This window comes from Winogradskyella litorisediminis (assembly GCF_042675765.1).
GTDB lineage: Bacteria > Bacteroidota > Bacteroidia > Flavobacteriales > Flavobacteriaceae > Winogradskyella > Winogradskyella litorisediminis.
In genome coordinates, this window is sequence record NZ_JBHTJL010000009.1 from 176,704 (window position 1) to 190,139 (window position 13,436).

Genomic DNA, 13,436 nt, shown 5'->3' on the forward strand with positions numbered 1-13,436 from the left:
GGCCATACCATTAATTTCTATATTTATTATTGTAATTTTTATTGTGCAACTATTGATACGTTATCAATGTTGATTGTACCACCGCAAGTAGCTGCACCACCACAAACCAACTCTACTAAGAAAGACAATCCTCCTCCTACATTTCCTGCTGTTGTAAATGTGTAAGTTCTGGTTTCCCAATTTGTAGAAACCGCTGCATCACCTTGAACAAGCACGTGCTGAACTGCTGGATCAGGAGAGCCATCTGCTGGTTCTGAGAACGTAAATGCATTTAATATTGCACCGTCAGCTAAAGGATTTGCTGCATCAGCTTTAATATCAAAAGTTACAACGTAAGCTGTATTTGGTTGAATAGTTCCAACACCTAATCGTTCTTGCTTTATACCAGGATTTGCTCCAGATGCAGATGTAATTTGACCCGAATTGCTTCCTCCGCCGTTACTCACTGTTGTCGATAAACTAGCAGTACCACCATTATCAAAATACAACCAACAATCTGCATTAGCTTCAAAATCACCATCAGCAATAAATTGACCAGCAGGCGGTGCTGGACAAGTTCCGCCTCCGCCACCACCACCAGCAACAAACAAGGATACATCATCAATATTTACTTGACCTACTTCATCAGCTAAATCAAAAAGAACACGCGCGTCTGGTGCTCCAAAACCGCTTGCTTGTAAAGTTAGTGTATATCTAGTTGGAGTAGCATCAATAGTTACTGGTACGGAGTTATTTGCAAATGTGCCGCCACTTAATCCAATACCTGCAATGATATCTCTAGACATTGTGGTTGCATCTGTCCAAGCCTCAAAAGATAACGTGTATGTTTCATCTTGAACAATTTCAAGTTTTTGACTTACGTTGATATTAAAAGGAGAACCTGGTGTTGCCGTTGTTATATCAATTGAATAGTATCTATCTGTACCATCAACTACTGTAGGTGCAGGGTTAGTATCGTCTACACCTTGAATCCATTCTGTAACGTTATTCATTCCATCAACAGCTTGAAAATCTCCATTATCCAATAGACCATCATCAAAAGGCATTGGTCCACCGCCTCCGCCAGAACCATAAACCATTAAATCATCGAAGAAATATGTGCTGCCATCTGCTACATTAAAGTTGAAGAATATCACTATTTTATCAAACTGCGGTGTAGTCGTTGGGGTGAAATCGAAGGTTAATTCTTCCCAAGTATTAGCAGCTGTTGTGTTTTGCTGAATTTCAACAGCATTATTTGAGTTACCTATTTCTTCTAGTTTTAGTAAGATTGGTGTATTTGCTATTGGAGACCATACTTTAATTTTTATACCTTCATTTGCATTAAAATCTAATTTGTTTGCCAAGTCTATTTGAATATTATCAAAAGGCGAATTGTTAAAACGTGTTACTTGACCTACTCTACAAGAGGTATTCATTCCTGATACATCAGGATTATCTATATAGCTGAATGCTGTGTTATCTTCAATAATTGTAGGTGTATCAGTTTGAAATGTAATATTTAAATCTGAAGCAGCAGTTGACTCGCTCATTTCTGCATCACAAGTTGTCGTTGTACCGCCAGATACTTGCTCAAAATCATCAACATAAAATGTTCCTGCATCTGTTTGATTGAATGCCACAAAAAGTACCATGTCATTATATGAACCTGTTGAATTTAAGTTAAAAGTTAACTCTTCCCAACCAGTACCCATATGCATTTGATTATCTTCAACATCAGCTTCTGTACCATCTTCAAACTTTAATAAAACCGGTAATGCTGAACTAGAAAACAACTTTAATTTTACACTAGAATCAGTTGAAAAGTCTATTGGTACGTCTAAGTTGAAAAATGCGTTTTCAAAGTTATCACCAACATTAGTGATTTGACCTACTTTTGATGGCTCAGAATTTATTCCTGAAAGTTCTGGATTATCTACTACTGTAAATGAAACATTTCCAACAATTTTTGTAGCATATTCTATAGTTTCACAATCAAAATCAATTGGGAATTCTAAATCTGTATCAGTACATGGAATATCTGCTTCATTAATTTGTGTTAAATCATCTATGTAAAATGTGCCTGGAGTTGTTCCTGGTCCATCAACAAAAAGAGTTACTTGGTTGTAGCTTGCAGAAGCTCCAAATGTAAAGTAAAGTTCTTCCCAGCCAGTTCCTCCATGAGATGCAGGAATCTCAACATCTCCAGCTGTTCCTGCTTCAAGCTTCATTAAAACATCAACCGGTGTTGTTGACCAAAATAAAATTCTAACAGAATTATCTGTTGTTAAATCAAGTGGTTGACCCAACTCAAAAAACAAACCTTCAAAAGATGCTCCACTATTTGTGATTTCTCCAACATTAGAAACGGTTGGATTAGCACCAGATGCATCCGGATTTTCAACTACTTGAAAAGTCGCCCCGTTAAATGTAGTTGCATTGTAATCTACTAATGGGTTGTCAAAAGAAATTGGAAATGCAATTACTTCAGGAATACTAATAACAATCGTATCTTCAAAAACATCTTCAGCACCAGCAACATTTGTTGCTGTAAGTGTTACTGTGTATGTCCCAGACACATATGTTTTTATTGGATTGACTAGCGAAGAACTTGTTCCGTCACCAAAATCCCACTGATAATCTGTTGCATTTACAGATGTATTTAGAAAAGTAACTGTACCTGTATCTTGATTAATAGTTTGTGTAAAACCAGCTTCTAATTGTGGTAATACAACATCGTCTTCGTCACAGCCTACAAAAGTGATTACTAGTGCAAATAGTGAAATGAATTTTAATTTGTTAAGAAATTTTTTCATGGTTCTTTTATTCTGTGATGTTAATTTTTATTCTTCGTATACTCGGATGTAGTCGACCAACATGGTCTGTGGAAATACAGTTTCGGCGTTTGGACTACCAACAAAATTTCCGCCAACGGCAAGATTAATTATGATGTAAAATTCTCTATCATTAAAAACCCATTCTCCTGTTACATCTTCTGGTGTTATTTGCTGATATAAAACGTCATCAACGTAGTAATTGATGTAATTTTCACCCCATTCTATGCCAAAAATGTGAAAATCTGTATCAAATCTATCATTCTCTAGTGTATAACTTTTTCCTATAGACTCACCTGCGGAATAACCTGGCCCATGAACACTTCCTAACACGATTGTAGGTTGTTGTCCTCGATACTCCATAACATCTATCTCGCCAATTTGAGGCCAAATATCTTGACCGCCTCGGTCGTCTCCCAACAACCAAAATGCAGGCCAAATACCTTGACCATATGGCAATCTAATTCTGGCTTCGAAACGACCATATTTTTGTTGAAATTTTCCGCGCGTGAGTAATCTTGCTGATGTATATGGCGAATTATTAAAAGACTCTTCACGAGCAGTGATTAATAAAAAACCGTTTTCAACAGTAACATTCTCTGACCTGTCTGTGTAGTATTGTAATTCATTATTTCCCCAGCCATTTGTTCCTGTACCTATATTATAATTCCATATAGTTGGGTCTGGAGCGCCATCGACATCAAAATCATCTTCTAAAACGAGATTATCGAATGTTGCTACAATTTGTGTTTCGTCGTTATTACAACCTAATGTAAACAGAGTTACAAATAGTGCAAAACCTATGTAGGTAAGCAAAATTTTGTTTTTGTATTTCTTTTCTTTTTTCATTCTATCTTCTTTTCTTTTTAATTTAATTTAATTCTAATAGAAATAAATATTATCGAGTATAAAGTTTGGACCATCTGTTAAAATTAAAGCGCCCAAATTGTCTTTTTGGTTTGCTAAATCACCAGATAAAGGAATATCAAAAGAGGTCCATTGACCAACAGTTAGTCCAGTTATATTAAATCTAAAATCTTTGTCATCACCTATAGGAAAACCTGTGTTGACATCTGTCTCAATCATTTGATTTGCTCCAACATCTCTAATTTGAATACCTATTTGCGCTGTAGGTTCTTGTATATAAACATCTACGTGTAAAAATGATTGAGATGAAGCGTCTATTGTGCTGTCGAAAGTGATGCCGGTAAAATTATTATTTGCATAGCTTAAGATTTCGTTCCCGGCACCAGCTGTAGTAATTGTAGTTACTGTAGTAGAGCCTCCAAAACCTGGTGTAAAATTACTGGTTGTTGCTTCAACGTATGCATCACTAAAAATAGACTGAACAATTGCTGCTGGTTGTGTAGGTGTTGGTGCTGCTGTTAAACCACCACTAGATGTAATTTCTAAAGATCCTTCAGCTAAAACACCATTTATTTGTGCTGTTATAAAAGCAGAGCCGTCTGATATTACAGTAACTTCTCCAGTTTCGCTAATTTGTGCTACCTCAACATCAGATGAAATAAAATCGAAGTAAGCTGGTGCAGCCATAACGGTTTGATTTTCTCCGTTTTCTAAATTAAAAGTTTGTGTTAAACCAGTAATCTGAACTGACGCTCCTGTAAAAGCCTGCTCCACAACATCTTGCCCTTCAAAAATTGCTGGGCGAGGTTGAGCTACTGTACCTAAATTTTCGAATTTTACTTCATCAATCCAAAATGTATAGCCACCTTCATCACCCGCAAATGAGGCACCTTCTGCTAACCAAAATAATCCGGTTTCGTTATCTAATTTTGAAGCATTAGGAATTGGAATGGTAAATTTCTGCCAGGCAGTGGTCAGCTCTAAACCATTAACTGTTGTCATATATTTATTGGCAGTTTCGCCATCTATCCCAAAACCGATGGCATCAATTGACGCAACTTGTGTTGCTTTTGCATAAAAAGTTAATGCGTCAAAAGTGGTTAGATTTCGTCTTGCTGTTGTGTTGAATGTTGCGCCTACAAAACCATTTCCAAATGTTGGCACATCAAAGCGCATAGCTGCAGTGCCTTCAAAAACCTCATCAGTTTCAACAGTAAATGCTTGAGGATCTGCACCAGCATCTACAAAAGGAAAATAATCTAATCCTGCCGAGAATGCATCTATGAATACATCTCCATCATTAGGAAACGTAGCAAAAACTGCATCTTCTGATAAATCTCTTTCGCAACTTGAGACTGTAAATAACATCGCAATAACTATTACGTTTGTTATTCTTGATAATATATAAGTGCTCTTTTTCATATTTCTTTATTTTCCAATATTAATATGTACGTAAGTTCTAATTTCCCATTCTGTCCCATTACCAAAACCTGCTGAGCTTACTGTAGGAACCGGCGGAAAAGTATTTGGTGCAATAGCGTTTGGCGCGTATCGAGGTGAAAATTCATTTAATGAACGCCATGTTCCTCTGAGTCCAATACGGGTGCTAGGTAAAATAAACCAATCTGGCTTGCCTAGTGTTGTAGACACATCTAACATTAACTGTAAAGGAAAAGTAAGGTTAAAATCTCTGTGGTAATCAAATGGTCCCCAATCATTAACCTTAACATGAGTTTCTAATCTGTAGTTTTTATATAGTGCTCTGACATCACCACCAAATCTTCTTATTACTCGTGGGCTATCACCTTGAGCCTGACCGTTACCATAGTAGAAGTTTCCAATTATTCCTAGTTCTGGTGAAAGTTTAGAAACCATGCGAGAATTAAATTCCCATAAATCTTGAGCTGGTACAGATTGTGGAAAAGCAAAAAATTGTCTATTAGCTAAAAAACCAATATGGGCATCCATATTTGTAGGGAGATGACGATAAACAAAACCGAGATTCATCGCAAATTTTGCATCTTCAGACCTATCATTATCCCACTCGTACATCCAAGTACCTGGTGTTGGGTCGTATGTTAATAGAATTTCTCCAGCAGTTGTTTCTCTATTCCAACGAACAGCAAAAGGGTCATCGATGACATTACGTAGTCTTCCTGGGCCATCGACATCATTTGGAATAGGTGCTACTAAAGGTTTTTGATACATAAAGTTTGGAGCGATTTGAAAATCTCCCATACTGTAAGTAAAACCAGATAAGAAATTATATTGATTACCACTACCAGTATCTCTTAATCTCCAACCAGTAAAAGTTTGTGTCTGGTCCGCGCCACCATTGGCGACTAAACCTTGATAACCTGCTTGCCCGTACCAATTGATTTTTCCACCTTGATAAGTAACTTTTACTTTTCCGCCCCAATTATCGCTAGATTGCACGCGGTCTTGATATACAATGTAGTTACCTGATTCTCCTCTAACATCTTGAAATGTACTTCCGTTTAGAGGACTTCCAGCCCAAAGTCCACCTACAGTTACTCCAAATTTACCAAAATCTTTTTCTACAACTAAAGAGGCACGTTCTGTTGGATAAGGAGGAATAATTCCACTTCTTGTTTGATTGATATCCAATACACGACGACCATTTTCGTCAAATTCTAAATTGGTGTCAAAATCTCTATGGTAAATACCGGCTATATCAAAACCTTTATAATTTTTCTGATATTTAAATAACATTGTAGGATTTGATCCCCACCAAAGCTGTGGTCCGACTGCTGCTTTAAAACCATCTAAGGCTTTTTTTCCATCAAACTCTACTCCTAAAAATTCACCACCATAGATATCTAGATTTGGCCCATAGTTTGCTTCTGGATAAAAATTGAAAAAATCACCTTCGTAAGCCCAATGATAATGACCAGTTCTGTAAAATCCACGAATATCAAAGTCTTCGGTATTCCATTCAAATTCTGCTTTGTAAACCTGTAACCTATTATTATCTCTTAGTATTACATCTTCTCCATTTTCTCCTTGGACCGTTATTGGTCTCGCTCTATTTTCATAAAATATTTCGTCTATAGGATTTAGAGCTACGTTACCGGTTATGTTAAACTCAACATTTGCACGCATATTTGCAGCAGGATTTCCTTCAATCCCTACAAAATAAGATTGCATATGATCGAACCCAAGTTGATTTGGAAAGACCTCGTTATTATTTGGGTCTGGATTATCCGGAGTTGTTATTAAACTACCTCCTGTACTGAAAGTGGAAAAATTAGCTGATAATCTACTTATTCTTAACTTTTCACTATCACCGCCGCCGAGAGCTGCTTTATCTCCACGAGCACGCAAAACGGCATCCATAAGATTTATATTGTTAAAATAATTTTGAATAAATTCTTGATTAACACCTTCTTCATAAGGGTTTAATTGATGTACTTCCTTTAAAGCGTAGTAAGCTGCTCTTGGATACAAATCATACAGTCCTCTTTCGTTTGGTCTTCCTTTTGCTGTAATACCAAACCATTCTTCGTTCATGTTTTTTGAACCATTTTGGGTATCTAGAGTATATCCTTCGCTAGTCCAGCTAGCTTCTGTATTGTGTATATCTAAATCTTTGGTCTGTCCTCGCTTCCACCAGCCATCTGACCATTGAAAAGTAAATCCACCTATTGAATTTTCTGCCAAACCTAAACCAGCGGCATTTGCATAAATCTCTTTCCAGTTATTTACCATATAATAAGCCTGCATTTTTTGGTCTTCTTTGTTTGTTAATGCATTGAAAGCATCAGACCCAAATTCTGAAAACATTATTGGTTTGTTATATTCAGCTTTTACTCTTGTGAACGCATCTGAAAATGAAACACCACGATACATATTGGTTGCATAGATATCTGCATCTGGAGCATGTTGAGCAACCAAATCTAAGTATAATAAATCTCCGTTACATAGAGCTACAGGATATGATCCTCCATTAATTTCTTTAATCTTAAGCGCAGCTCTATTCATCAATTTATACATAGCTGATGCACGCTCGCGAATTCTTGGATTATCTGCTATGGGAATATCTTCTGTTTCTGCTCCGCCCCAAGAAAGCCCATAATTATTTTCATTTCCTAACATAATCATGAGCAAACCAGGCGTACCTTTAAATTCAGTAGCTAAAGCAGAAATTTCAGACATTAATAATTCTTGTACATCAGCGTCTGAGTATTCTGTATTTGGCACCCATGACCCCTTAAGAGTTAATCCATATCGCCCAAAGGAATGATTAATCATTGTATAAATACCATAATTTTCATATATATATTTTACCCATTTAGGTTGCATACCGGAATAAACACGAATCGTATTGACACCCATATTTTGGAGCAAACCCATTTCTGTATCTAAAGCTGCTTTAATAAAAGAATCTGACTGTCCCCAGAAATTATAAGAATAATTGGTACCAATTGGAACATAATCCCAATTCATTCCGTTAATCATGAAATCTTTTCCATCGACTTTTAATAACTGTCCGTTATTGTTATTTATAACAGAGACTGTTTGCGCTCCGATACTAAAAAAAGCGGTTAGGAGAATTACTAAATATCCAATAACTAATTTCTTCATGTGAATTGTTTTATTTTAAGAACCAACAAATTTGATTGTTAATAATGCAAAAGCACTATAATCTTATTGCGATATTCGTAAAATTATAGATATTTATTGAGAAGTTCTCAAAAATAGACCTCAATAAAAAACATACAATACAAATAATGTTTGTTAAATTATAATAATACCTAAACAAAATATTTAACACCATATAAATTGGGAACTTTCAGCTATGAAAATAAAGTTTGAAAACTTAAAAAAAAAGACTTGTATAGGTATTGTATAGTTTAAAAAGTAAAATGTTGTTGTTTCAAATTTCAATAATATAATTTGTTAAGCTGGCTTCATGAGGTAATTCCATCTTTTTACGCAAACGATATCGTTTTACTTCAACACTCCTATGAGATATGTTTAATAATGGAGCAATTTCTTTTGAAGATAGGTTTAATCTAAGATAAGCACATAACTTTAAATCATTAGGAGTTAGTGATGGATGCTTCTTTTTTATTTTTTTTAAAAAATCTTTGTCTGCATTATTAAAGGCTTCTTCAAAAAATTTCCAATCTTCATTATTATTTATATTCTTATCAATAATCTTAGTTATCTTGTTTAAATCATTTTTATCCTCTACAGTAGCTAATTCTTTTTTTAAAGAATTTAGAAACTCGTTTTTTCTAATTAGTGTCATTGTAGATAATCCCAACTCTCTATTTTTGTTTTCGATATCTTTTTGTAGTGTCTCATTTTTAAAAGCCATTAATTGTTTTTGAGATTCTAACTCATTAATTTCTAGTTCTTTTTCTTTTGCTTTAACGATTCTTTTTTGTTGATTTTTAAAATACAGTCGATTGAAATATTGAATTGTAGTAGCAAGAATTAGAAAAAGAAACACATAACTTATTATTGCTAGTGGTTGTAAATACCAAGGTTTATCTATCTCAAAACTATAAGATGCAGTATTTAAAGACAGTTGGTTGCCTACTCTAGCTCTTACCTCAAAAGTGTAATTTCCATGCGGTAAATTTTCGAAATGAGCTTCTGTAACAGACGACCAGTCGCTCCAAGAATCGTAAATTCCTTTTAATCTATATTGATAAAGTGTTGGAGATAGTTTTGAAAAATTAGAAATACTATAATTAAACCTAAAATTATTTTGTTTATTCTCAAATTTTAAATCTTTACTTAAATCGATTTGGTTGTAGTTTTGAAGCTTTTGAGAAAATAATATTTTGTCAATAGAAATGAAATATTCTTTTTCGAAATTTTTTGAAGTATTTATAATTACATAACCATTTGTAGCTCCTAAAAGATATTCATTTGTAGATAAATATAAAATATTTTCAAATCCTGGTTTACTATTTCTTACAGCACTCGGCAAGTCTATTACCTTAAAAACAGGCTCTTCAGTTAGTTTACCAGATTCAAAAAAAGTCAATTGATTTTTAAAAAAATTCCAAACTCTGCTATTTGATTCATCAAAAACAAATTTGCCTGAAACGTAGTTTGACTTTTTGAAATAATTAGAAAATAATTTAGTTTCTTCAAATTGATTTAAGCTTTTATTAAATCTAAAAATTCCCTTTTCATAAGCATAGTATACATCGTCGTTAAACTTCACCAAGCTAGAACCAATACCTTTTTCAATATTTAATTTTTTAAAACTATTAACTTTAGTTAAAGCATCATCCAACGTTAACAAAAAAACACCTTTATATTCATGAGAAACAAGAATTTGTGTTGGATTTATAAACTCAAAGTAACGTGATGAAATATTAAATCCTTTTATTTTATTCTTATAATACACAGTTCCATCTTTAGCTTTTTGCAGAACATTTAACCCGTCGTAATTTCCAGTTAAAAAAATATTACTACGATTTAAAGCTGGCTTTACCAACCAAGTTCCAACATTGTTTACAACTGATACCACTTTGTTGTCATCAACGATTAAGGTTCCTTTATCATGACTACAAAACAAAGTGCCATCTATTTCTTTTAATGACCAAACTTGACCTTTTGTATTAGGTATCAATAAAAACTGTTTATTGTTGGTATTTGTTTTGGAAAACAAGCCTTGATTTGTACCCAGATACAAATCGTCTTCGATTTTTTCTGATGTATAAACCGTACCTAAAACACCTTGTGTATCTCTAAACATTTTATATGGCGAATTAAGGTTTAACATAGCGATGCCATTATCTAACCCCAACCATAAATTACCAGAAATATCTTGAAAAGCGCTGAGAACAGTATTATTAGACAATCCGTTTCCTTTGTTTATCTGTAAAATAGAAGTGCCACTTGCATCTAGTTGTAAAAGACCTCTTGATATTGTGCCAATTATAAAACTACCATCTTTAAGACGAATACTATTATAAGCAGATATTTGTGATAGTTTATCATTTGAAGGTATTTGCCATTTTTCAAAATTATTATTTTTAAACCTATAGAAACCATCTTCTTTGGTTTGAAAAAGAAGTTCTTCATCATTTTTAAAAATATTAATCAATAATTTATCTTTTATAGCAGCATCCGCTGTAAATAACATTGGCTTTCCATTTTCAATTTTAAAAACACCTGCTTCAACATCTTGAAAATAAATAGAGTTCTCAATTTTAAAAGCTTTATGAATACCAGATTTAGACTCAATTATTTTGAATGTTTCGTCAACGGTATTGTATATATAAATTTTGTCTAAAGATTGGAACAGTACAAATTTATTGTATGATATAATATTCCAAAACTCTTCATCCTCAGCTAATTCCTCTTCCAATTTATTGACTAATGAAATATAATTTAGGTTTCCATAGGTGTCTCTTTTCCAAAAACCAAAATCCATGTAGCTACCAGTGTAAACTAAACTATCAATTACGGCTACCGACCTAACAATACTTTGGTTAGGTGATTTGTTTAATGTCCATCGGGCTCCATTAAATTCTAGCAGACCTTTATTGTTAGCTATGTAAATAATTTCGTTTTCGTCTTGACTAATAGACCAATTTTGGTCATCTGCCTGATAGTCCTGAGGAGAATACAATTGGATTGGAGGCAACTCTTGAGCGTTACTTTCAAGAAATAAGAAAAGAACTGCTAAGAGAGAACATTGAATAAAAGTTTTTTTAAAATATTTCATCAACACTTTTTTTTGTTAAGGTAACAAAAAATGAAGAACTCACTTAAAAAAGGAGCTTTGAGAGATAATGATACATTAATGTACAGGTGATATAGAAATTAAAGATTATTTATTTTTCTTAGAAAATATTAAATATTAGAAATCTAAGGCTTATTAGTATTTTATTTTGTGAAACATCATTTTATCTAAAAATAAAAAACCCTTGAAAATCGAAAGATTAACAAGGGTTTAGTACAGAACATGGACTTATTCTCGAACCAAAGTTTAAATTTGATTAAAACTTTATTTTTCAAGATGTGTCATTAAGAAAAATAAATATAAACCCCTAAAACAATTAATACGATTATAAATCCTGATAACTTTGCGTGTTTCCAAGGGCTAATATCCACTTGATGCGTAAATTCTTGCTCGTAAGCCACTTTATTTGGATAAAATCGACCAATTATTAACATTATAAGCGTATTTAAGACAAATAATATCGCCATGATGTGCAAAAAATGAGGATAAGAATCAGCTTCAATGTTTTTAAGAATTTCTGCTGAATTGATTCCCTGCAATTGAGCATTTTCCAAAGCTTTTGAAACGACATTTGGTCTTATAAAAAACTCACTAATTATATACATTACAGAGCCAGATACCAAGCCAATTTTCGCAGCTACAGATGGTACTCTTTTCGTAACAAACCCTACAAAAATAATCGTTAAAATGGGTATGCTATAAACCCCATTTATTCGTTGGAGATATTGAAAAATGCTATCTAAATCTGATAAAAATGGTGCAATACACATGGCACCAATTGCTAAAAAGATTCCAAAGAGCTTACCATATTTTACGGTCGTCTTTTCATCTGCAGTTTTGTTTATATGAGCTTTATAGATATCTACACCAAATAATGTAACAGAACTATTGAGCACACTGTTAAAAGAGCTTAAAATTGCTCCAAAAAGTACAGCCGCAAAGAAGCCAATAAATTCGGTGGGTAATACTTTTTTAACCAGTTCGCCATAAGCGGCATCTGGCGCTTGCACGTCTAACATACCGTTAAGGCTCATGTAGTATGCTATGATACCTGGTAAAACGACTATTAGTGGACCTAATATTTTTATAAAAGACCCTAGTAGAAGTCCTTTTTGACCTTCTTCTAAATTTTTTGCACCTAATGCACGTTGTATTATTTGCTGATTTGTTCCCCAGTAAAACAGCTGAACGAGCATCATTCCTGTAAAAATTGTTACAAACGGTACTGAAGCTGTTTTTCCTCCGATAGAATTAAACTTTTCAGGAATATCCGTTTGAAGCGTAGCGATACCATCAACAAGACTTCCATCGCCTATAATTAATAACCCAAAAATAGGAATAAGTAAGCCGCCAATCAGCAGTCCTATTGCATTTATAGTATCTGACACAGCAACGGCTTTTAAACCACCAAAAACAGCATAAATTGAGCCAATAATACCAATCGCCCAAACACAAATCCACAAGGCTGTTTGTTGACTTACTCCTAAAAGTTGAGGAACATTAAACATACCGCTAATGGCTAGCGAACCTGAATATAAAATAGTAGGCAAAAGCACTACCACATAGCCTGTAAGGAAAAGTGCAGACGTTAATGTTTTGGTTTGTGCATCGAAACGCTTTTCTAAAAACTGTGGTATGGTTGTTAGTCCACTTTTTAAATATTTTGGTAAGAGAAACAATGCAGTTACCACCATTGCAATTGCGGCTAATGTTTCCCAAGCCATTACTAAAATTCCTTCGGAGAACGCAGAACCATTTAATCCAACAATTTGCTCAGTCGATAAATTAGTAAGCAGTAGAGAACCCGCAATAACTCCGGCCGTTAAACTTCTGCCACCTAAAAAATAACCATCGGAAGAGTTTTCGTCTGTTTTTCTAGTTGCGTAATAAGATATGATGGCTACAAGTGCTGTAAACCCTAGAAAAGAAAGTAAACTAATCATAATAATTTGTTATACTAGTTATATCGTTGAGATAAAACTAAAATCTGCAAATAAAAAAACTGAGATTTCAACGAAACG

The 13,436-nt window shown here is 33.9% G+C and carries 6 protein-coding genes; all 6 read right to left on the reverse strand.

Annotation, left to right across the window (positions count from 1 at the left end; genetic code table 11):
• Positions 1–38: 38 nt before the first annotated feature.
• The 6 genes from ACFQ1Q_RS03225 to ACFQ1Q_RS03250 all read right to left on the reverse strand — a co-directional run bounded on the left by ACFQ1Q_RS03225 (position 39) and on the right by ACFQ1Q_RS03250 (position 13,358).
• Positions 39–2,795 carry a PKD domain-containing protein gene (locus ACFQ1Q_RS03225; protein WP_386127927.1) on the reverse strand — a complete coding sequence of 919 codons (2,757 nt, stop codon included), beginning with the start codon at positions 2,793–2,795 and terminating at the stop codon, positions 39–41.
• 27 nt (positions 2,796–2,822) lie between these two features.
• Positions 2,823–3,662, reverse strand: coding sequence for a glycoside hydrolase family 16 protein (locus ACFQ1Q_RS03230; RefSeq protein ID WP_386127929.1), 840 nt, complete (start codon positions 3,660–3,662; stop codon positions 2,823–2,825).
• Between the two features lie 33 nt (positions 3,663–3,695).
• Positions 3,696–5,102, reverse strand: coding sequence for a glycosyl hydrolase family 16 (locus ACFQ1Q_RS03235; RefSeq protein WP_386127931.1), 1,407 nt, complete (start codon positions 5,100–5,102; stop codon positions 3,696–3,698).
• A gap of 6 nt (positions 5,103–5,108) precedes the next feature.
• Positions 5,109–8,285, reverse strand: coding sequence for a glycosidase (locus ACFQ1Q_RS03240; RefSeq protein ID WP_386127933.1), 3,177 nt, complete (start codon positions 8,283–8,285; stop codon positions 5,109–5,111).
• Between the two features lie 292 nt (positions 8,286–8,577).
• Positions 8,578–11,397, reverse strand: a complete 2,820-nt coding sequence (locus tag ACFQ1Q_RS03245; RefSeq protein WP_386127935.1) for a helix-turn-helix and ligand-binding sensor domain-containing protein — start codon at positions 11,395–11,397, stop codon at positions 8,578–8,580.
• A 302-nt stretch (positions 11,398–11,699) separates the two neighbouring features.
• Positions 11,700–13,358, reverse strand: coding sequence for a solute:sodium symporter family transporter (locus ACFQ1Q_RS03250; protein WP_386127937.1), 1,659 nt, complete (start codon positions 13,356–13,358; stop codon positions 11,700–11,702).
• Positions 13,359–13,436: the final 78 nt, after the last annotated feature.